Genomic DNA, 22726 nt, shown 5'->3' on the forward strand with positions numbered 1-22726 from the left:
CTCCTGTCTTTCTTAAGTATTTTAAGAATAACAGGAGGTTAACTATTAGAGAATATACTGGGGTACTTCCCGCTTACTTTTGGCAGAAGAACGTCCCAAAAATACTCAAAACAAAAACCACCCTTATCATCTTCCAAGACTGGAATCGATACGGATGGCATCCTAGATACTGTTAAATTAGGCATTTACTTCATAAAAAATTCTGTGAATAAACTTTTAACTTTTGCTCTTCTTTATTTTTTTTAGCATAGATATTCTTTAAAAAGTTATTATTCTTTTTTGTTATTTAATCCATACTCCGCTGCTATTAAATTTATAAATTGTGTTACCTATTTTTTTTGTACCAGTAATCATAGACCCTGAACTATCTAAGTAGTACCATTTGCCACTAGTCTGTAACCAACCAATTTGCATGGAGCCACTAGCACTAAGATAGTACCACGTGTTTCCTATATGCTGCCAACCCGTTTGCATAGCACCACTAGCATTAAGATAGTACCACGTGTTTCCTATATGCTGCCAACCCATTTGCATAGCACCACTAGTATTAAGATAGTACCACGTGTTTCCTATATGCTGCCAGCCCGTTTGCATAGCACCACTAGCATCAAGATAGTACCACGTGTTTCCTATATGTTGCCAGCCCATTTGCATGACACCACCATTGTCTAAGTAATACCACTTATCCTCTATTTTTTGCCAGCCAATTTGCATAGCGCCGCTATCATTAAAATAATACCAGTAGTCAACTATAGGATTCAAAGGATCACTAGAACACCATCTAATAAGCTGCCATCCCGTTTGCATTACTCCTAAACTATCCATATAATACCACTTAGATTTAACTTGAATCCAATCGGTATTTTTCCCATATTCTCCATAATAATACCATTTATTATCTATTTTAGTCCATCCAACTAACACTTTTACTTCAATATGAAAGCTTAAAGTTTCATATCCAGTAGCACTAAATTCCACTTCATGAAAACCTGTTTCATTCAGTTCAATATTAGCAAACTCTAACTCTTTCCATTTGAAATTTCCTTGAATTTCTTTTCCTGAATTATCTACAACTTTTCCATTACTAATATTTGATGCAGAAAGACTTTGCCCCTTATAAATAGAGCTAGCCAATGGCAAATTGACTAAATATGATTTAGCAGGCAAAATTTTAAATGTAATTTCTTTAGTTCCAACGTATTTTCTTTTGTTATTATAGGTCTCTGTCCCACTTATTGTTACACTTCCATAATTTAAAATATTTTCCCCAAACGTTATAGTGTAATCCACATTTTTTTCCAACTTATCTTTCCCATCATACACCTCTATGTTAGGTTCTATTTTGTTACCGGTATACATAATAGAATTTATCTTTTCAAAAGATAAATCACTAACTGCTTTTTCTTGATACCCAGCGCCTTCTATTTTTAACTCCGGAAACTTAAGAAATAACGCATTTAATGTATCCTCCAACTTTTCTGAATCTTTCCAGTTGGATATCTTTAAATTAGACATGTTTTTAATGTTTTTTATTGAATCTAGAGTATATAATTTATCGATATCCCAATTCGACAGATTCAAATTAGTAGAGCTTACGCCACCATAATTATATTCTGAGGTATCAAATAATCCCTCTATATCCGTTATTCCTGATAATATCCAATCGGATAAGTTTAAAACCTCAAAATACGTTTCTCCAAACATAAAGTACATATTTTGAACTAATGCTACATTCCAACCAGATAGATTTAAATTATTTAAATTTTTAATTCTTCGAAACATATTAGTCATGTTTATAACTTTAGATGTATTCCACTTTGACAGATCTAAGCTAGGTAAATTAAATACCTCTTCAAACATTCCTGACATAGCAGTTACATTAGAAACGTTCCAATTCGACAAATCCAGAGAGGAAATAGCACTTCCTAAAAACATATAATTCATATTCTGAACATTTTTTACATTCCACGCATCAATGTTTAACTCTTTCAAGTTTGAAGTTAGAGTAAGGTTCCCTACAGAAAACATTCCTGACATATCTTTAACATTTGAAACATCCCAGAAATTCAGGTTTAGTGAAGTTAAACCAGTGGCATCATAGAACATATTGCTCATATTTGTAACTTTCGAAACATTCCAATTTGCTATAAATAAATCTTTTAATTTATAAGTTTCTTTAAACATACCACTCATATCTGTCACATTAGAAGTATCCCAACTTGACAAATCAAGTGTATCTATCTCAGTGACATCATAAAACATATAGCTCATGTCTTCTACTCTTGAAGTATCTAATAACTCAATATTATCAATTGTTTTAAGTCGAGTCATTTTTGTAAACAACTTAGGGGTCTTCGGTAAAACTACTTTTCCTTCAATAACTACTTTTCTAATATTTGAAATATTTTTACTCCATGGATATGTTAAATCATAACTTGGTCCCTCAGGAGAAAGCAGCGTCCCTGCTTCAAGATATAAAACTCCATCAGTCGTCAAACGCCAATCAATCCCATAATTTCCTTGATCTAAGATAGATTCCTCACTATGTGTTTGTTTAGGAATTAAGAATAGCACAAGTACCAAACAAATCACACTGACAATTATCCCTATACCTCTTTTGCTTTTTTCCATTTTGTCACTCCATTCTTCTTAGAAGCTTATAATGTTTGAAAGGTCTTAAACTACTTTCATATTATCACAGGTAAATATTGTTTTCTATAAAAATAAAAACGTTCTATTTTTTATTCATAGAGAGTATGAGCTCAATAAAATAGCACCTATACGCCAAATAGCCCAACCTCTATACTGAGAGTTGGGGAGTTTGGCGGTTAATTTTATTCTGAACAAATTTTTAGACATCCTCTTAGGCAGTATAACTCAGCTGTTTTGTAGGCGCTGAGGATGATTCATAAAAGAACTCCTAATTTCCTAATGACTCAAGTTCTTCTTTCCGTATGGATAAGGTACTATTCTATAGGCACTTACAGACACATTAATTATCAATGCAGAATCTAGCATTCTAACATATCAGCACTGCTGCACCGAAAACAAGTTATCCTTAAAATTCCCATTTCATAACTGCTTTTCCCCAAGTATTTTGGAGCTCTTTATCGAAGAAGCTAATCATATCCGTTGTTGTTTTGACAGGTTCAACAATACCTACTAAACTAGCTAATCGATCACAAGCATTAGGATGTTCTGTCAAAAATTGAATCGTTCTTTCAAAATCTACACGACCGCTGCGGCTACTACCAAACATTGTAATTCCCTTTTCGAGAACAAGTCTCGTGTTTATCTCAATAGAATGTTCAGAAACACCCATTAAAGATATTGTGCCTTCAGGTTTAATATAGTGAATAATTTGATCTACAGCATCCTGACTCCCCATCCCGCCAACACACTCAATTCCGTGGGAAATGCTCATATCAGCAGGAATTTCATCAATTTGGTAGGTCTCAGTCGCAAAAGAAAAATACTGGAGCTTTTCTGGATTTTTTCCAAATACGAAGATTTTCGATGTGGGAAAGATTCTATTAAGTAACAAGCTGACAATAAAGCCTAAATTTCCATCCCCCCAGATACCAAAAGTTTCGTTATCCCCATTCATTCTTACTTTCAAGCGAGAAATCGCATGCATTGCAACAGAAATTAATTCCGTATATGCGGCTACCTCAGAAGATAAAGATTCTGGAATAGAAACTAAACGATCAGGCGTAGAATAAACATATTCTTGCATTAATCCATCAAAGCCACTAGAGCGAAATTTGGATGTAGGTAAATAGTTTTCACTAATTGTGTTGCTTTTTTCAGCTGGTGTGTTAGGAATAATAATTACTCTTTGTCCCACTTTAAAAGTTCCAGATTTATCTAAAATTACTTCACCGACACCTTCATGAATCAGCGCCATGGGTAACTTTTTTTTAAGAACATCTTTTCCTCTTGAACCAGTGAAATAGCGCTGATCAGCATGACAAATGGAGAGATACGTTGGACGAACAATAACTGTATTAGAAGTCACTTTTTCATCGATGGAAAAAAGTTCAAACTGTCTTGGAGACGTTAGACGGACAACCTGATTAATCATTATCTTTCCTCCAAAATGGCATTAGCGATTTTCAAGTCATAAGGGGTTGTGATTTTTAGATTGGAAGCTTCACCTTGGACCATATAAATTTTTTCACCAGCCAATAAACAAATCTTACATGAGTCCGTTAACGTTCCTTTTTCTTCTTCAGTTAATTTCTCATAACTAGCCTTTAAAGTTTTAATTCGAAAAGTTTGCGGCGTTTGTCCTTGATACATTTCATCACGATTGGGAATATCTGTAATAAGATCATCATTTACCCGAACAATGGTGTCAAAGGACGGAATACCAGTATCTACTGCTGCATATTTTTTTGTCGCTTCTAAATTTTCATCAATAATTCTTTTCGTTACAAAAGGTCGAACCGCATCGTGAACTAAAAGAACATCTTCATCAGTTAATTTATAATGGGCTTCAATATACTCAATCGCTTTATTTAACGTATCGTTTCTCTCAGCGCCGCCTTCGATAATCACGACCCGGTTATCGTCAATATACTTAGCAATAGTATCTTTAGTATGTTCTATCCACGCTTTAGGACATGACACAATTATTTTTTCAAAATCAGAATTTAAAATAAATTTCTCCAATGTATGAATAATAATTGGTTTATTACCTAAAGGAAGAAATTGTTTTGGCATTGAAGTATTACCCATTCTTTTCCCAATTCCGCCAGCCATAATTTGTGCAAAAAACATTTACATCGTCCTCCTAGTATAATCTTCTATCTATCTGTTTTAGATTATTTAAATTTTAATAACTCCAAGGCTGGATTTACTTTTAATAACAAGGTCATTAATGTGTAGACCATAAGTCCAAGTAACCCCTGTGTAAAGGTAAGTATAAAACCATTTAATCCCGTCATATTAATCAAATCTATAACTAGATACGCCAATGCTCCAGCAACACAACATAATAATAAGTTTTTAAAGTTAAAACGATAAGTAGTTTCCTTGCTGAGTATAATAACTCTTGAGAAGGCCAAATAAAATTGTCCTACCGTGTAACCTACAGCAGCACCAGAGGCACCCCAATTAGGAACTAATAATAGGCACAAAATAATATTAATAACTAATCCTATTATAATTGTTCTCGTGTAAGATGCAATTTTATTTTTAGGCACAAGATACATATTAGCAATGGCTTGTTGAATAGTTGCTAATAACATTACGGGAACGAGAATTGGAACTATTTGAACAACCTCTCTAAAGCTGCTTCCCAAAAACAAATCCACTACTCCAGAAATAATGCCTAGAACGATAAACATACAACCCACTGCCATAAATACTTGAATATCAATTGCTTTTCCTAAAAGATCAATCATTTCTTGTTCTTGATTTTCCTTTTCAAGAGATGACATTCGAGGTAAAAGCACTGTATTTAATGAATTAACTAATGAGGTGATTAGCATTATTAAAACTAATGAATTAGAAAACATTCCTACAACAGCCATACTGGTCATAACTCCAAGAATAGTTGTATTCATGTTATTAAATAGCGTCGACGCTACTTTAACTACAAAAAAACTTAGAGCCGGAACAAAGTGAGACCACATTTTTTTTAAAGATACTTTCACAAAAAAGACTTTGTCTTTGATAAAAAACCAAAATGCTAAACCTGACAAAAAGGAACTAAAGCCCATGATTCCGACATAGGTATTCAAATCACTTTGATCACGAATTAAAACGATTGTCAAAATAAACGTAAAAATCTTAACAACGGCATTTACGATAGAAACCATTTTAAAATCTTCTATTCCTTGAAAAAACCACGAAATGTCTAACAACGTGGCCAAAACAACTAGAGATTGCAAAAAAAACAAAATACTAAATTTAGAAAAAAAAGAAAAGATAAGGTAAATAATTAATATACTGGATGAAAAAAAGACATTAAATCCCTGAATCTCCCAAAATCGTTCTGAAAGCTTTTTTTTGTCATTGCGAACAAAGGCAATTTCTCTCACACCATAACTAGATAAACCTAAGCCAGCAACCAATATAAAGTAGCTAACAATAGAGTTGATGTAGTTCCATGTACCTATTCCTTCTGGTTGTAAAGCTCTAGAAACTAACGGGACTGTAATCACAGGAAGCATTACTACCAAGACTTGATAACTAGCTTGATAAAAAAAGTTCCACAGGATATTTTTATTTTTCAATAAGGCACCTCTCTTTGAAAAACACTTCAATTTGCATTAAAGCATATTTATTCTTTCCAATACCATTTGTAGAAGTCATGATTAATTCTATCCCCTTCAGGAGGTAGTGCCATATAGTTATTATAAAGTTGTTTCAAATAAATATCATACTCTGTAATAGAAGAAAAATATTTACCTTCAAATAATACTTTACTATAAGAGTTGAATATCTCCCGAGGATATTTTTCTTTTTCTCTTAAACACGAAGAAGTTAGACAACCGCAAAACTTTGTTTTCTGATTATTGTACTTTTGACTGTATGATTCTAGTTGTGAAACTTGCGTATACATATTTCCATTTATTCTACTTTTAACGTATAAAGGAAAGCAAATAATTGTTTTTAAAAAAACTTTTAGTAAACTAGATGCGCCATTGTATGTAGTTATCCTGCTATAATAAGCGTTATTATCTTTTATGGCGATTTTGTTTTTAAATTTTTTTTCTTCCTCTTGACTATCGGGAATATTATCAACAGGAAATATATCAACGAAGATTCCCATCTCAATTGGAACTTTAGAATATGACTTTGCATAGGTTCTTTTATCACATAACTTTGCATATGCCTTCCTATATCCAGAAGTATTTTTATCTAGCAAATAATATTGGTTATCCTTTTTGAGGACAGAAATTAATTTTTCATACTGAGTTCTTTCCAACATAATGTCAATATCATCATCCCATGGAATAAACCCTTTATGGCGAATAGCACCTATCAATGTACCTCCACAAAGAGAGTATTTTATATCATGTTCAACGCAAATTTCATCAATATATTCTAAAATTTGCAATAGGATGTCCTTTTGTTTTTCACTACTTATTGGTTCTCTTGTCATTCGAAAACCCATCCTTTCATTACATAAAAACCTACGTTTTATTTAAAAATCAATACATCAAATTATATTCAAAAAATTTTTAATTGGATCTAATTATTTGATGCGCAAAAAGATATTCAGAAACTTTAACCGATTTTTCTCGTCAACAAGTAAAGTAGTTTACGTTTTAGTCTATTTTCTAATTATAATATATATCGAAGACTATTATTAAAGTTTCCACTACAATAATTTTTAAAGCCTTTTCAGTAGAAAAAGAGTTCTTAACTGTATTTCATCTAAAAAATTACTACGTAATCGATGAGGATAAAACGTTTTTTTCAAAGCCCCCCCAAAAAAACTTCTATCGCAGAAAATTGCTAAAAGTCTTTTTTCCTTAATAGTGAGTTGATTTTCTGTGATAGCTTGAAATTCATCTAACAATTCTTTATATTTTAGAGAACTATCACTTAGCAAAAATGTTTTGGCTCTCCACAATAGCATTCCAAATTTCCCCATGTTATTGCTAGTTACTGTACTCTCGTGCCTTCGGTAATTAGCAGTGGCAAAGTTATCATATAAAATTTTTCCTTGACTAGCAAACAGCATAGACATCCACGTTCCACGAGCCTTTGATTTTTTAGGCTGGTTTTTTTTCAACAATTCCATAGCTGACTTGTTCATAGCCATAGTAAACTCTAAACCGCACACCTCATAGATTGTATTTTCAAGGGTGAAGTCACTTTTTCTATCCATCGATTTTCTAATAAATTTAAGATTTTTATCACAAATATTATATGAAGAGTAATAGCATAGTGCTCCAGAATATTCTTCATTACTTAAAAACCTAACGGCCCTTTCTATTTTATCCGGTAACCACTGATCGTCCTGATCGGAAAACATAAAGTAATCCTCATCGAACAATTTATTAGTTAATTTGTAAAAGCATTTAGGATATCCAACATTCTCGCCAAGTTCAACCCTAATATTCGAATTATTTTGTGCATATTTTTTTAATATGTTAATAGTTCCGTCAGTAGATCCATCATCACGAATATAAATTTTTACCTTTGGATAACTTTGATTCAGTATACTTTTTAATTGTTCCTCTAAATATTTCTCACCATTATACGTTGACATCAGTACTGCAACTTTTTTCATACGTTCTCCTTATAATACTTCTATTCACCCAAATTTAGCTGAAATGGCGGGTGGTTATGTCTTTTATCTTCCGGTGGTAACGTCATGTAATCACCGTATCTTTGCGTCAAATAACTTTCAATTTTTTGAGGAACTCTTGCTTCAAAGGATTCAAACTTCATTTTTTTTGTTGGATAAATATCTTTTTTATAAACAATGCTTGTAAAACGCTCTGGATCAAACATATATGCCATTCTATCAGTATCTTCATTTTGATACTGCACAGCATATTTCTTGGCCTTTTTATAAAAGAAGCGAGGGCTTAGTTTGAATATTTTAAAGGCTGTATGTGCACATCTACTAACAAATAATACAATGCTTTTCTTCCAACCACTTATATACAAGACTGGACTTGGCACGCCACTTAACACTAATAATTTGCCATAGAACCAAGCTGCAGTTCCTTGTTTTTTCATTTTTGCTTCATCATTAGGAATATTGTCAAAACAAAAAATATCTAAAAATACGCCAAACTCCCCTGGAACATCTTTTAAATCTTTTGTTTTAAATGTAGTTCCATTTAGCCCCCAACGAGTGTTCATTAGCGGAAACATTTCATTAGTTTCGTTGTTTACTACTGTATATTTATCTGAATAATTTTGTCTAGCAATTTCTAGAAACTTATCATAATCTTTGCGATTCATTCCAACATCAATATCATCATCCCAAGGAATAATTCCTTGGTGACGAACAGCCCCAATAGCGGATCCACCACATAAAAAATACTCTAAATTGAACTTATCACATATTTCATCAAACTCTTTCAATATATCTAATTCAATTTTTTGTAATTTTTTTAAAGTTGTTTCATCGTATGTATCATATAGCATCGCTTTATTCACCCTTCTTTACTTTTTCTCTGTAAATCACTCAGCTCTTTTTTCATAAGGGAAACCTCTTGTGTTAACTTCTTATTATGTCTTTCTGCATTAATTAGCGAAATATGGGTAGTCAACGAAAAGACAATCAGAATTGCTGTTGTAATAAAAAGAGCTAATGATGTCAAAGTAGAGATACCAAAGAAATGAGCTATTTTATTGCCAAGATTTGGGAACAGGGCACCAATAACTAACACAACGGACAAACTCAGCCATTTCCCCATTTGTCTAATTTCAGCATTCCCTTTGCGAATCAGTTTTACTGTGAAAATAAAAAAACCGATGGCCAGTAGAATGGCCATAATTTGTAGTTTAAGAGGCATTTTACTTCTCCTTCTTCTCGATCAAAGTTGCAAATAAAATAGATAAGGAAACTGTCACCATGTAATTAATTGCACTAAGTAGTCTAATACTAGATTCTCCAGTTTCTCGTTCAAACATATTTACGCCTACTTCTTTAATCCTTATTTTATGAGCAAGCAAATGCATATAACTTTCGGGCTCGGGATATTTACTTGGATATCGATCTACAAACTGCTGAATAACCTTTCTATTGCCAGCACGGTAGCCACTTGTAACATCTTTAATCTCTACACCCGAAAGCAATTTGATTAATGTAGACAAAATTTTTATACCTAACTGTCTGGCACCTGTTGATTTGAATTCCGAAGTACTAGATGTAACGAAACGGGAACCTACAGTAAAGTCAGCTTCATCTTTGATAATTGGTTCAACTAGATTAGGAAGCGATTCAATATCATGTTGCCCATCACCATCATATTGAATTGCGATATCATAATTTTTTTCAAGAGCGTATAAATAGCCTGTCTGAACAGCACCACCAATACCCAAGTTCTGAATCAACTCTACGTGATCTATATTATTTTCTCGCAAAACTTCTTCTTCATTGTCTGTTGAGCCATCATTAATTACAATATAATCTAAATGATAGCTGCATTTTTTTCTATATGCATCTACTTTTCGTATTACATTTACGATGCCTTCAGATTCATTATACGCTGGGATGATGAGTAATATTTTTATTAAATCCATTTTCTCTTCCTTATCAACATATTTTTTTACTGATTACTTTTCTGATTTAACACATAAAATTTCATTAAAAACTTAGCAATGTCGTTACCCCAATATCGTTTATACATCTCAAATTCTTCTGCTTCACGGGTGTGATCCTTGGTGTTAACCGTTGTTTCTGACTCTTCATGAATACGATGATACATTAGTTTTTCTTGAACAAAGCCAATATTACCTGGTAGCTTCATAATTCGTTCCCAAGCATCCCAATCTAAGGTCATCTTGAGTTGTTCATTGAAACGAAAATTTTTTAATCTTTCCAGATTATAGGAAACTGCTGGACAAGCAATAAAATTTCCTAAAGCATATATTCTTCGTTGGTAAGTTTTATTTCTGGAAAGAAACATTATTTTTAATGCTACGGTTTTAATTTTTAAATTTAAACCTCGTTTACGTACTGCACCTGTAGCATCATTCTCTTCGTAATCTGAAAAGACGATATTACAGTCTTTTACTTTCTCAAACTCTTCAATAATCTTTTCCCCGTAATTAGGTAAGTAAATGTCATCTTGATGCACAATAGTTGCATATTTAGTATCCACAAAAGACAACGCATTATTCCAATCTCTGCCAATTCCTCCGCCATCTTTGTGGAATAATTCAATGTCATATTTTTTACATAAATTCCTGATAACGTTATCAGGAGTACTTGTATATAGTATAACTTTCGATTTTTTATTTCTAACAGATAGTTGACTAAGGCACGATTGCATGCAATCTTCCAAGTAGGGCGATTGTTTGTAAGAACAAATAACAAAGGTATGAATTTTCATGATAGTCTCCTTATACATTTTTACTTTTCATGGCAAGCTTAACTTTCGAATTCACTATCAACAAGAAACTCAACAAAAGTTATCTATACTATCTAAATGTTTCTTTTGTTAATTAATTTTTTGACTTTATTCCATACTTTTATCTCTAAAAACTTAATGTTTTCAATTAATTTAGATACTTTGGTCTCATTACACTCGATTGTCAATAGCGTATTTAAAGCGAGTATATCTTTCTCTTTATACCCCACTCCTAAATTAAGTAATTCTATCAATTCGCAGTATGAGTTCTCTAAAGTGTACTTCTTACTTATATAATCGGAGCGAGAAATAAATATTTTTTTTACTTCATCAAACCTGTCCATATAACTAAAAATATTGGCTAGTAGCTCTTTTTCATTACCTAGAGAATACATCTTACCCGTTTCGTACATATTGTAAACAGACTTAAATCCTAAATTATCAGAAACAATAACTGGAACACCTTTTAACAATGCTTCGATATACACTAGCCCAAATGTTTCCATTGTCGAGGGAAGTACACAAATGTCTTTGTCACTCACACATTCCCAAGGATCACTCACATTCCCAACAAAGACTACATTTCTAACGTGATTCTTTTTTATAAAAAAGTCACACTCTTGTTTATAAGGTTCATCCCATCCCCCTATTAGAACTAATTCCATATTATTTCTATCGATTTTCGAAAAAGCTTTAATTAGTTCTAATTGATTTTTTCTTTTTGTAATTCTTCCTATTGAAACTATCCTAGTATTCTGCCCTTTTTTCAGTTCACTTGATTTTACATTGCTATACGGAATAAATTGTCCAATCTTTTTGCTTGAAATCAACGTCTGAATTTTTTTATTCAATTCCCCTTGTACTGCAAAAATTTCATCTGAGTTTTGTTCAATAAAAGGAATTTTAGAAGCGTAGTATGAAAATTCACCCTCAGGAAATTCGTGAATCAACCAGACATGTGGAATCTGACTAATTGCAGCAGCAACTGCTCCCTGCGGCATATTTACAGTATTCGTAATTACTAAATCAATTTTATTTTTTTTTATCAAATCTACAATTTTATAGTTAACTTTTTGAATAGAAATGGATTGTTGATTAACCGAACCAAAACCACCCATAGGGGCGTCATGCCACCACCACTTGAGTGCAGAAATCAAGTAAAGTTTTATCCCTGATTGACTTAATTCTTTCTTGTATTCCATACTTTTACTATAGCCTTGTGGAGCAACTACATAAATTTCGTGCCCTACATTCTTAAGAGTCCGCATTAGGTTTAAAATAGAAATTTCTGCTCCATTATCTAGCGTTCCTGTCGGCGAAATGAATAGTATATTAGACATGCTAATTTAACAACTCCCTAATCCGAATTAGCCAATCGGTCTCATAGTCAGGTATCCAATAATAGAAAACTATTAAATAAGTCATGATTAGGAAGTTAACTATTAATGTAATGATAACAATTTTTTTTACAGTGTTTTTTTGAAAAACTAATGCTACGCTATTTTTAATGCTCAAGAAGAAAGGTGAAAAGAAAATTAAGAACGGAGTGAAATATCTTCCCTGGGCTCCTACTGAAATAGATGCATTGTCTCCTAGAACAAGTGGCGTCCAAGCAAAATACATTCCGCCAATAATTACAAGAACTTGTAATGGAAACATTAGCGCTGATGCAATCCCAAAGTTTGTCTCTATATCAACGTCAACTAAGTCTAACTGGAACATCAACAATACTAATACTACAATATCAATGTAAATTATCCATAATGGCATTTGAACTTGGAATTGACCTAAGAAACCAAATATTCCTAAAGAAAGTATTCCATTGATATGTCCATTCAAGTTCGTATTTAATACCGAGTTAATCATGACTTGGATAAAATGAGTAATTCCGCCTTTATCTTTAAAATAAAATACTGCCACAATTGATATAAAAAAAACAGATATAAATAGCACAAAGTACTTAAACCTAGCTATTAGTTGATACACTTGATTTAAAAAATTATTTGCTTTCTTAAATTTATCTGAAAAATGAATTTTCAGAAGGGGAAAAAGTAATAGTAGAAAAAAGTTATTCATTTTTGTAACATAACATCCGATAAAAGCTATTATTATTCCCATTATGTTTTTATAATTAAGATTTCTGTTTATAACTAAATTAGAAATTAAGAAGAAAACAAATGAAACGAATACAAAATTAACCACATCATACGATAATGACGATGCTTGCTGAATAGAAATAGGCAATAATGAGATAAACGCTAGAGGAAATTTTCCAAATTTCAGTTTTTTAATAATGAAAAAAAGTGAAATCAAGTAAAATAATGCATTTGTTATTCTTCCCATAGTCATAATAACGCCAACCGACGGATATATAGATTTACCTAGAAGCATTCCTAGCAATTGCGGTATATGCGGTATATTTTTAATCGAAAAATTATTTTCTACCTGATCATTTGCTAAGTTAATTTTTTCAGTAAATAGATTTTTATATTCAGGAAAGCTAACTTTATCTATATTTTCGATACTATTCATCCAATCAAAGCTATTATTCGTTCTAGTATAAACAATTTGCCAAGCCATACGAGCATGATTTGTTTCATCTGGTATTCTATTTAACGGAAAAGCAAAAATACTTATACCAATAAAAAAGGCACCTAAAATCAAAAAAATATTTTCCGGATTATATTTAGTTTTTTCCCTCATACCTTTTATTCCCTTCAACTTTATAATTTATGTTACATTTTTTTACAAATTACATGTTTTTGATTTAATCTTCCGAAATACCCTTTTTAGAACTTTTTTTAATTTATTTTCTTCTTTATTGGTGATAAGTAAATAATTTAAAGAAGAGATTCCTTTCTTTTTATAAGGAAGTATATTATCAATATCTAAAATTAATTCTTTATATGACGAGGCCACATCATACAAAGAAAGAGCTTTAGGAATAAAATCGATTGACTCTTTTTTTATTTGTATAAAGTTTTCCATATATTTACTGATAGTGCCGGATAATTTTTCAATTTCTCCTAATGAATACATTGTCCCGAATTTAAATATTTCATAAACTGATTTAAAACCTAAATTATCAGAAATAATAACAGGTACTCCTTGAAGAAGAGCCTCTACATATACCAAGCCAAAGGTTTCCATTGAAGATGTCAATACGCAGATATCCTTTTCTGTAATTAAATCCCAAGGGTTTTCTCTGTTCCCAATAAACTCTATATTTTTTACATGATGTTCACAAATCCAATCATCACATTCTTTTTTGTACTCGGAGTCCCAATCACCTATAAAGATTAACTTTGTATTTCCATCTAGTAACGAAAATGCTTTAATAAGCTCCAATTGATTTTTTCCCTTAGTTATTCTCCCTATTGAAACAATGCGAATATTATCTCCGTTTTTTAGCTTTGCAATTTTTAACTTTGTATATGGAGTAAAACTTTTAACAATTCGATTAGGAAACATTTTTTTTAATTCACGTTGAAGTTCTCCTGACACTCCATATATAGCTTCTGAATTACAATCAATAAATTTAGTCTTTGAAAGATAATAAGCAAACTCGTTCTTTGGAAATTCATGAATCAACCAATAATGAGGAACGTTTTCGATAGCCGCAGCAACTGCTCCCTGGAATATGTTAACAGTATTAGTAATTACCAAATCAATACTTTTCGTTTGTATAAATTGTTGAATATCTAAAATATTTTTTTTATAAAAGTATATTCGTTCTTCATGAGTTCCAGCTAATCCTCCCGGAGCGTCCTCCCACCACCACTTAAGCGAAGGGATAAAGTGGACGTAAATTCCAGCTTCTCGACAAAGATTAAAATAATCAGTTTGAGCAGGTCTAAAATGTTGAGGAGCCACGGCATAAACCTCATCACCTAAATTAACTAGATACTTCATCAAACTAAAAATTGAAATCTCTGCTCCATTGTCAAACGTTCCTGTTGGTGATATAAACAGTATCTTTTTCATAACTACCTCTCTAATTCTAATCTTCTTTGTTTTCTAAGAAGGTGCTAAACTGATCAATATGTTTATAGGTGCTATGTTGATTTACAACAGCACTGTAGGCATTATTGGCAATACTTATCCTCTTTTCAGAAGACAAAATTAAAGATTCTAGGGCTTCAAACCAGCTATCATCAGTAGCTAAAATTCCGTTTACATCATTAATAATTGTTTCATTAAACGAACCAATATTGCTGGCAATAGTTGGAACCTTCACTAAGGCTGCTTCAATCCATTTAATTTCAGATTTTGCTTGATTAAAAATCGAATTCACTAACGGAGCTAGATTAATGTCCACTTGACGAATTAATCTAGGTAGCTCATGCCATTCAACATAATCATGTTGCTTAATTTGTGCTTTAAATAAAGATAATTCATCTGGTAAATCTAAATAGCCAACAAGATGAAGTTCAACATTCGGATATGCTTTTAATAGCTTAATTAAAGCTGGCTTAATTAGCTCAAAGTTTTCGTTATGTGTGATTGATCCAGAAAAATAGCCAATTTTTACTAGTGCGCTATCTTGCTTTATCTCTTCTATTGCTTTATCGCTAGCAGCAATCAATTCTGCACTAGCTAAATTACGATTTAATAGAACCAAATCTTTATAATTCTTAAGTTCTTTTTGCATAGTACCCGTGCTAGTGATGATGCCATCGCATAAACACATCATCTGACCATAAGAGTTAACACCAGCATCATACTTGAGTTTCTCATCTCTAGAAAGACTTTGCGTATACGAAAGCTGATTGGTATATTTGGTATCGATTACCAAGTCATCAATATCAAATAATACCGTTTTATTATACTTTTTAGCTAGTCGGCATAGTTCACTTAACTCATTTGAATATGCGCAACGGTAAATAATAATATGACTCGCATGCTCTGCATAGCCCATTTGGAAGCCAGAGCGATTAACTACCCATACCTCATGACCTAAACTACGCAATTGTTCTGCTTTATTTAAGACGCGATAACGAGTACATTGAGGAATAGCATTTTCTACACCATCAATAATTAAAATATGTTCTTTAACCTTTTTATTTTTGACTTCATCCATAATATCATAAATGACCTGCATAGGATAACTTGTTTCATTTTCAAGATACGTTAATAGTGCTGGCACTTCTGTCTCTCTAAGTAGTCCTTGCCAAGCAAATTTATCATTATCATAATTAGCAAATGCAGTATATTTAACTAAAGGCACACCATCTTTTACCATCGTTAAAGGGTGAATATACATTGCAGAATCTTCATTTGTACTAGCCAGAGAACCGTGAATAAAGCCCTTATCAGCAAAATATTTAGTAAATACTGTTTCGTGTTTACCAATAGCTTTATTTCTTGAATCCGTGTCCTCCAATTTCGCCCAATAGTCATAAAAAGAATTATTTTGTAACAATGACCTTTCGATTACTAAAAAGTAGGACTGCAGATGCTCTGGAATATAATGATAAGGATTATACTGTGTAAAATCTGGTTGTGGATCTCCATAAGAAATGCCCCAAAAGTCCAATTTTCTCGTAGCCATCTTATCAAAAGCCGCTTTTAAATCTGACACTGGGCCAACATTTGTATCATTGACTAGCAGTAACTCATCAAATTTTCTTAACTGTTCTTCTCCTAAATATTGAATACCATAGCGAAAGGCAGCTGTATCATAGCCAGAGTTATCCCTAAGCTGAACTTCACCATAATTTTTTAAAGTTTTGATATCCTCTTCTGGAAGACTGCCATTCACTACAATTAACACTTTATCAGAAAGCTCAGCAAGTGCTTTCAAAAAAATAATTTTATATTCTTGAAGGTGTGCTTGTCCTTCATAAATGACATAAACTAGAACTCTTTTAGGGTCTTGATAATTATTTTTTTTTCGTTGTACAGAACGGGCAAGACGTAACACTCTACCTTTCAAACTTGTTGAAACTGATAATGTCCCTTGTACTTTTCTCTTAGCTTTTCCTAAATACGTTCGAATTAATCTAGGATGTTTAACGATTTGGCCAACAAATTTTAGAGGGCGAATAATAGCATTCCCTATTTGATAAGACTTTGATGCTAAAATCAATTGATTTTCTTGTTGTAAGAATTGATTTTTTTGTTGAATCTCAATATTATGTTTAGACAATTCACCAATTTCTGCTTCAAGTAATTGCTTTTCTTGCGTTAATGAAGAAATTTGAGCAGTTTCCTGTTTCAGTTTTTCAGTTAAATCAAGTCGCACAGATTCTAAATCGTGTACATAATCAGTAACTTTACTTAAGTGTTCAAGCAACTCACTTAATCTACCCTCTAATAAAAAAACATTTGCTTGAGCACCACGATACACATTTTCTGGCATTAATTTTAGATACTTCTTCATAATGTAGAAGTAAACTTCAAAATAAAAATGTTCGTCTCTTCTATTAGAAATTGAACTTTCTAGCACACGATAATTCACGTTAGCCTCAGAAACATAGTAAGGATTAGCACTTTCATTAACAATCAAATTTAACATAAAATCGTAATCTACTAGTTTTTTTCTATTCAGTTCTAAATCGTACCTTGCTTTACCAATGCCGGCCACACGTAAAAGCGAGCAATTATCAATATAATTTCCCACTAAATAGTCATCCAGCACAAATGGCTTCGATTCCATAAACATTCTTTTACTATCAGGATCAAATAAATTTCCATATAATATATCTGCATTCGTCTGAAACGCAGCTTGCATCAATTTATCTATATATGTACTTTCTAAGTAATTATCACTATCAACAAATAATAAGAAGCTTCCTTCAATCCAATTAAAAGCGCTATTTCTGGTAACACAAATACCACTATTTATTTGAGAGCGGTACTCTGTTCGAGCAAACGGGGATTTTGCAATGACTTTACGAATAATATTGTGTGACTCGTCCGTTGAACCGTCGTTAATCACTAATAATTCAATATTTTTGTAAGTTTGATTATAAATACTATCTAAACACTGCTCAATATATTTTTCATGATTAAAACATGTCACAACTACTGAAACTTTATTATCCATAAAGTCATCTACATCCTTATCTAAATTAATTTAAACTTTCCAACTGCCATTTCTATTCATTATCCCAGAACTAGACATTCTTGCACTTTTATCCATGCTTGGACTAGGTGAAACAATAACTATCGGGCTGTTTTCGCTGTCTGCAATAGCAAAAGGTTCATCATTATCTCCACGAACAGATACAATCAATTTTAGCTTACACTGATTTATGCCTTGTAGGTTACATTGATACTCAATAGACTTCTCTCCTACACCCGAAGTCATTAAGTTTAACGAATTATCATTATAAATCCAAACATTTCTTTCAATATCCATTAACGAAAAAGCAATATAAGTTTGGCGGTCCTTAACTACATCATATGCAATCTGAAATTTAAGAAGTCGATTTTCATTATCTAATAACTTTTCAGAATTAAGTGTTACCTTTAAATCCCTAACATATACTACTTCTTCAACTTCTTCAACTTCCTCAATAACCGTTGTAGCTCCAGTTTGTGAAACATTATCTAAAGAATATTGGTTTGCTACATCATCAGGAGTTCCAATAACTTTAATTTTCCCTTTGTCAATAAGCATAGCTCGATTACAATATTTCCTGACAGCTTCCATTGAATGAGTAACTAGAATAATCGTTTTCTTTTCTTTTTTTGCTTGCATAAAATAATCATTACATTTTCTTTGAAACGCTTCATCACCTACTGCTAGAACTTCATCCAATACTAAAATATCACTCTTTGCTTGAATCGCAACTGAAAATGCCAATCTCACTTGCATGCCACTAGAATAGTTCTTCAATTTTTGATTCATAAATTCGTGAAGTTCAGCAAAATTAACAATATCCTGATACATATCATCAATCTCTTTTACAGAAAAACCTAGTAATGCACCATTTAGATATACATTTTCTTTACCCGTTAGTTCGGGGTTAAACCCCACCCCTAATTCAATAAAAGAAACTAACTTCCCATTAATAGCAACCGTTCCCGTTTCAGGAAGATAAATTTGAGAAATAATTTTTAAAAGTGTAGACTTTCCGCTACCATTCCGCCCGACAATACCAAAAAAATCACCTTTTTTAACATCAAAAGAAATATCACGTAAGACTTGTTGTTCACGGTAACCTTTTATTCCTTTAAAGTAATTTACTAGTGTTCGTTTTAAACTTGTCGTACTTTCCACAGGCAAGCGAAAAGATTTACTTATATTTTCAACTTTAACTGCAATATTTTTTTCCATATCTAGATAATCTCCGCAAATTTCTTAGAGTTTTTATTAAAGACTTTAAAACCAACTACCAGAATAACGAACGGCAACGCATAAGGAATAATGAGAATCCACTTTTGATTAATCATGGACCAAGACGTTAAATTCACAGGACTCGTAAGCAAGTAGCGCATATCTTGGATAATTTGGGCCATCGGGCTTAGCATCATGATTTTGGCAATGGTTTGATTAACATTCACCACCATTGTAATTGGATAGATAATTGGGGTCATATACATCCCTATTTGCATAAATACTTCCCAAATTGGGCCAATATCTCTAAACCGGACATAAATAGTTGCTAAGATAAAAGTTACTCCCAAAGTAAAAGCATACAACTCTACTAGTAGAAATGGTGTGACAAAGGCAAATTTTGAGATTTGCACGCCGTTAATCAAGGCAAAAATAAACACAATAACTAAGTTAATTAGTAAATTGATTAAAGCATTAATAGATACTGCAACAACCACAATGTGTGTAGGAAAGCTTAATTTTCTTAATAAATCTCCCCGTTGAACAATGGACATCATCCCTAAGTTCGTCGTCTCTGTAAAAAACTGCCACAGGACCATCCCTAATAACATTGCTACAGCAAAGTGTGGAACATCAGCACCAAATCTTAGGAAGTAAATAAACACTACATACATTACAGCAAACAACATTAAGGGTTTCAAAACAGACCATAAATAACCCATAACAGAACCTTGATAGCGCATCTTAAAATCAGTTTTAACTAATTCTTTTAATAAAATACGGTTTTTTCTTTCAAACACGTAGTCACTTCTCCTTTTACCATAAGTTTAAAAGCCCTCCCAAGATCACTCTCAGGAGGCCTATTAAACAGTTTCCAATCAAAAAGTCTTATTGTCCGCTCTTCGCATAATTTGCTTCTACTGCGGCTTTTTCAGCTTGCCACCAGGCTTCATTTTCCGTGTACCATTTGATAGTATCTGCTAGACCATCACGGAAATTGGTGAATTGAGGCGTCCAGCCTAATTCTTCCCGCAATTTAGTAGAGTCAATGGCGTAACGTAAGTCATGGCCTGGCCGATCTTTAACTTGTTCGTAGGCGTCTTTGGGTTGACCCATCAATTCTAAAATGAGTTCTAAGACGTGTTTATTGTCTTGTTCGCCATCGGCACCGATGAGATAGGTTTCCCCCATCCGACCTTTCGTCAAAATCGCCCAAACAGCTGAAGAGTGGTCATTGGTATGAATCCAATCTCGTACATTTTTCCCATTACCGTACAATTTTGGCGTAATGCCACTTAAGATATTGGTAATTTGGCGAGGAATGAATTTTTCAATGTGTTGGTAAGGGCCATAGTTATTGGAACAATTAGAAATGGTCGCTCTAAGCCCAAAAGAACGGACCCACGCCCGGACTAATAAATCAGAGCCGGCTTTGGTAGAAGAATATGGACTAGAAGGATTGTAAGGGGTGTGATCTGTGAACTTTTCACCGGGTCCTTCCCCATGTCCTGGTAAGTCTTCTCGTAATGGTAAATCGCCGTAGACTTCATCGGTTGATACATGGTGGTAACGCACGTCGTACTTGCGACAAGCTTCTAGCAAGGTATAGGTGCCCACAATATTGGTTTGCACAAATGGTGACGGGTCTTTTAAGGAATTGTCATTGTGGGATTCAGCGGCATAGTGCACCACGGCATCCGCGTCTTGTACTAAGCTATCCACTAAAGGCGCATCGCAGATATCCCCCACGACTAACTTCGCGCGGTCTTCAGGCAGTCCGACTAAATTTTCTTTATTCCCGGCATAGGTTAATTTATCCAAAACCGTCACAAAAACGTCTGGATGGTTGTTCACTACATAATGGACAAAGTTAGAACCGATAAAGCCGGCTCCCCCGGTCACAATAATCTTTTTCATGGCTCGACTCCTTTAAATTTCGCCGTAAACGAAAGGATTTTCCCCTTCGAAGGCTTTGAAAGTTGGATGTTTTAAGTCCTTTTCGGACGTAATAGCGTGTTGAATATCAAATGGCCAGTTAATCGCTAAATCAGGATCATTAAAGGCAATCCCGCCATCTGCTTCTGGCGCATAATAGTTATCACATTTGTACAAGAAGTTCACATTGGGAGTTAAGGTACAAAAACCGTGGGCAAAGCCTTTGGGTACTAAAAGTTGACGGTGATTGTACTCGCTTAAGATAAAGCCTTCCCATTTGCCATAAGTTGGGCTGCCTTTACGCATATCCACAATCACATCGTACAAGGCACCCGTCACCGCCCGCACGAGTTTCGTTTGTGCTGCGGCCCCTTTTTGAAAATGTAACCCGCGTAAGACACCAGGTTCTGAGGACAGGGAATGATTGTCTTGAATGAAGTTGTAGGGGATGCCTGCTTCTTGAAAGACTTTTTCGGAATAGCTTTCCGTAAAAAAGCCGCGATGATCGCCAAAAACTTGTGGTTCAATAATCAACGCATCTTGTAACGTCGTTTTCGTAATTTTCAATGACATGAATGAGGACTCCTTATTTTTGCGCAGCCAAACGTAACATGTATTGGCCGTAATCATTTTTCTTTAAAGGTTGAGCCAGTTCAATCAATTGTTCTTGATTGATGTAGCCCATGCGATACGCAATTTCTTCTAAACAAGCAACTTTTAAGTTTTGTCGTTTTTCAATCGTTTCAATAAAAGTGGAGGCTTCTAGTAAGGATTCGTGCGTTCCCGTATCTAACCAGGCAAAGCCCCGGCCCATCACTTCAACGGAAAGTTGACCTTTTTCTAAATAGACTTTATTAACGTCGGTAATTTCTAACTCACCTCGGGGAGAAGGTTGAATATTTTTAGCAATCTCCACCACTTGGTTATCGTAAAAATAAAGTCCGGTGACGGCGTAATTTGATTTTGGCGCTGCCGGTTTTTCTTCAATAGAAATAGCTTGCATCTCGTCGTTAAATTCCACTACGCCAAAGCGTTCCGGATCATTGACATGGTAGCCAAAGACCGTTGCGCCGACTTCTTTTTGTGCTGCCCGTTGTAGCATCTTAGAAAGGCCACCACCATAATAAATGTTGTCCCCTAAAATCAAGCAGACGGAATCATCGCCAATAAAGTCTTCCCCTAAAATGAAAGCTTGGGCTAAGCCATCCGGACTAGGTTGTACTTTATATTCAATGTGAATGCCTAAGTCATGTCCGTTACCGAATAATTGTTCAAAGCGCGGCGTATCATCCGGTGTGGAGATAATCAAGATTTCTTTGATGCCGGCTAACATCAAGGTAGACATGGGATAGTAAATCATCGGTTTGTCGTAAATAGGCATTAATTGTTTAGAGGTTGCTTTGGTTAATGGATAGAGGCGGGTGCCTGACCCTCCCGCTAAGATGATTCCTTTCAT

The 22726-nt window shown here is 33.5% G+C and carries 19 protein-coding genes; all 19 read right to left on the bottom strand.

Features of this window, described 5'->3' with window-relative positions:
- Positions 1–282: 282 nt before the first annotated feature.
- A complete protein-coding gene (locus FFM57_RS06255; RefSeq protein WP_137599675.1) occupies positions 283–2631 on the bottom strand; it encodes a BspA family leucine-rich repeat surface protein in 2349 nt (782 codons plus the stop codon).
- Positions 2632–3058: 427 nt separating this feature from the next.
- Complete coding sequence (locus tag FFM57_RS06260) at positions 3059–4084, bottom strand: alcohol dehydrogenase catalytic domain-containing protein (protein ID WP_137599676.1); 1026 nt, start codon at positions 4082–4084, stop codon at positions 3059–3061.
- Complete coding sequence (locus tag FFM57_RS06265) at positions 4084–4782, bottom strand: IspD/TarI family cytidylyltransferase (protein WP_137599677.1); 699 nt, start codon at positions 4780–4782, stop codon at positions 4084–4086. Before FFM57_RS06265 ends, FFM57_RS06260 begins: the two co-directional genes overlap by 1 nt.
- Positions 4783–4826: 44 nt before the next feature.
- Positions 4827–6242, bottom strand: coding sequence for an oligosaccharide flippase family protein (locus FFM57_RS06270; RefSeq protein ID WP_137599678.1), 1416 nt, complete (start codon positions 6240–6242; stop codon positions 4827–4829).
- Positions 6243–6289: 47 nt separating this feature from the next.
- Positions 6290–7114, bottom strand: a complete 825-nt coding sequence (locus FFM57_RS06275) for a LicD family protein (RefSeq protein WP_170999916.1) — start codon at positions 7112–7114, stop codon at positions 6290–6292.
- A gap of 231 nt (positions 7115–7345) precedes the next feature.
- Complete coding sequence (locus FFM57_RS06280) at positions 7346–8251, bottom strand: glycosyltransferase (RefSeq protein ID WP_137599680.1); 906 nt, start codon at positions 8249–8251, stop codon at positions 7346–7348.
- 20 nt (positions 8252–8271) lie between these two features.
- Positions 8272–9132, bottom strand: a complete 861-nt coding sequence (locus tag FFM57_RS06285) for a LicD family protein (RefSeq protein WP_137599681.1) — start codon at positions 9130–9132, stop codon at positions 8272–8274.
- Entirely contained in the window at positions 9129–9491 is a 363-nt protein-coding gene (locus FFM57_RS06290; RefSeq protein ID WP_137599682.1) for a DUF2304 domain-containing protein, read from the bottom strand. The genes FFM57_RS06285 and FFM57_RS06290 overlap by 4 nt, the downstream gene beginning before the upstream one ends.
- Position 9492: 1 nt before the next feature.
- The gene (locus FFM57_RS06295) at positions 9493–10221 is read right to left on the bottom strand and encodes a glycosyltransferase family 2 protein (RefSeq protein WP_137599683.1); all 729 of its coding nucleotides are present in this window, start codon (positions 10219–10221) and stop codon (positions 9493–9495) included.
- 26 nt (positions 10222–10247) lie between these two features.
- Complete coding sequence (locus FFM57_RS06300; RefSeq protein ID WP_170999917.1) at positions 10248–11033, bottom strand: glycosyltransferase; 786 nt, start codon at positions 11031–11033, stop codon at positions 10248–10250.
- Positions 11034–11125: 92 nt separating this feature from the next.
- Positions 11126–12391: a glycosyltransferase family 4 protein gene (locus FFM57_RS06305; protein ID WP_137599684.1), complete on the bottom strand. Its 1266-nt coding sequence runs from the start codon at positions 12389–12391 to the stop codon at positions 11126–11128.
- Position 12392: 1 nt separating this feature from the next.
- Positions 12393–13754: a DUF2142 domain-containing protein gene (locus FFM57_RS06310; RefSeq protein ID WP_137599685.1), complete on the bottom strand. Its 1362-nt coding sequence runs from the start codon at positions 13752–13754 to the stop codon at positions 12393–12395.
- A 42-nt stretch (positions 13755–13796) separates the two neighbouring features.
- A complete protein-coding gene (locus FFM57_RS06315; RefSeq protein WP_137599686.1) occupies positions 13797–15035 on the bottom strand; it encodes a glycosyltransferase family 4 protein in 1239 nt (412 codons plus the stop codon).
- 16 nt (positions 15036–15051) lie between these two features.
- Positions 15052–18099: a rhamnan synthesis F family protein gene (locus FFM57_RS06320; RefSeq protein WP_137599687.1), complete on the bottom strand. Its 3048-nt coding sequence runs from the start codon at positions 18097–18099 to the stop codon at positions 15052–15054.
- Positions 18100–18129: 30 nt separating this feature from the next.
- Positions 18130–19335 (bottom strand): ABC transporter ATP-binding protein, encoded by a 1206-nt coding sequence (locus FFM57_RS06325; protein WP_137599688.1) that lies wholly within the window; start codon positions 19333–19335, stop codon positions 18130–18132.
- Between the two features lie 2 nt (positions 19336–19337).
- Positions 19338–20135 carry an ABC transporter permease gene (locus FFM57_RS06330; RefSeq protein WP_137599689.1) on the bottom strand — a complete coding sequence of 266 codons (798 nt, stop codon included), beginning with the start codon at positions 20133–20135 and terminating at the stop codon, positions 19338–19340.
- A gap of 88 nt (positions 20136–20223) precedes the next feature.
- Positions 20224–21252, bottom strand: a complete 1029-nt coding sequence (gene rfbB / locus FFM57_RS06335; protein WP_137599690.1) for a dTDP-glucose 4,6-dehydratase — start codon at positions 21250–21252, stop codon at positions 20224–20226.
- Between the two features lie 12 nt (positions 21253–21264).
- Entirely contained in the window at positions 21265–21843 is a 579-nt protein-coding gene (rfbC, locus tag FFM57_RS06340; RefSeq protein WP_371851246.1) for a dTDP-4-dehydrorhamnose 3,5-epimerase, read from the bottom strand.
- A gap of 13 nt (positions 21844–21856) precedes the next feature.
- Positions 21857–22726 carry a glucose-1-phosphate thymidylyltransferase RfbA gene (gene rfbA / locus FFM57_RS06345; protein ID WP_137599691.1) on the bottom strand — a complete coding sequence of 290 codons (870 nt, stop codon included), beginning with the start codon at positions 22724–22726 and terminating at the stop codon, positions 21857–21859.

The sequence above is a fragment of the Enterococcus nangangensis genome, assembly GCF_005405245.1.
Taxonomy (GTDB): domain Bacteria; phylum Bacillota; class Bacilli; order Lactobacillales; family Enterococcaceae; genus Enterococcus_J; species Enterococcus_J nangangensis.

Bases quoted from the DNA above. Each gene is read 5' to 3' on its own strand.
- FFM57_RS06315 (WP_137599686.1), bottom strand. From the start codon at position 15,035: ATGAAAAAGATACTGTTTATATCACCAACAGGAACGTTTGACAATGGA.
- FFM57_RS06260 (WP_137599676.1), bottom strand. From the start codon at position 4,084: ATGATTAATCAGGTTGTCCGTCTAACGTCTCCAAGACAGTTTGAACTT.
- FFM57_RS06320 (WP_137599687.1), bottom strand. From the start codon at position 18,099: ATGGATAATAAAGTTTCAGTAGTTGTGACATGTTTTAATCATGAAAAA.
- rfbC (WP_371851246.1), bottom strand. From the start codon at position 21,843: ATGTCATTGAAAATTACGAAAACGACGTTACAAGATGCGTTGATTATT.
- FFM57_RS06310 (WP_137599685.1), bottom strand. From the start codon at position 13,754: ATGAGGGAAAAAACTAAATATAATCCGGAAAATATTTTTTTGATTTTA.
- rfbA (WP_137599691.1), bottom strand. From the start codon at position 22,726: ATGAAAGGAATCATCTTAGCGGGAGGGTCAGGCACCCGCCTCTATCCA.
- FFM57_RS06305 (WP_137599684.1), bottom strand. From the start codon at position 12,391: ATGTCTAATATACTATTCATTTCGCCGACAGGAACGCTAGATAATGGA.
- FFM57_RS06295 (WP_137599683.1), bottom strand. From the start codon at position 10,221: ATGGATTTAATAAAAATATTACTCATCATCCCAGCGTATAATGAATCT.
- FFM57_RS06275 (WP_170999916.1), bottom strand. From the start codon at position 7,114: ATGACAAGAGAACCAATAAGTAGTGAAAAACAAAAGGACATCCTATTG.
- FFM57_RS06290 (WP_137599682.1), bottom strand. From the start codon at position 9,491: ATGCCTCTTAAACTACAAATTATGGCCATTCTACTGGCCATCGGTTTT.
- FFM57_RS06300 (WP_170999917.1), bottom strand. From the start codon at position 11,033: ATGAAAATTCATACCTTTGTTATTTGTTCTTACAAACAATCGCCCTAC.
- FFM57_RS06255 (WP_137599675.1), bottom strand. From the start codon at position 2,631: ATGGAAAAAAGCAAAAGAGGTATAGGGATAATTGTCAGTGTGATTTGT.
- rfbB (WP_137599690.1), bottom strand. From the start codon at position 21,252: ATGAAAAAGATTATTGTGACCGGGGGAGCCGGCTTTATCGGTTCTAAC.
- FFM57_RS06265 (WP_137599677.1), bottom strand. From the start codon at position 4,782: ATGTTTTTTGCACAAATTATGGCTGGCGGAATTGGGAAAAGAATGGGT.
- FFM57_RS06325 (WP_137599688.1), bottom strand. From the start codon at position 19,335: ATGGAAAAAAATATTGCAGTTAAAGTTGAAAATATAAGTAAATCTTTT.
- FFM57_RS06280 (WP_137599680.1), bottom strand. From the start codon at position 8,251: ATGAAAAAAGTTGCAGTACTGATGTCAACGTATAATGGTGAGAAATAT.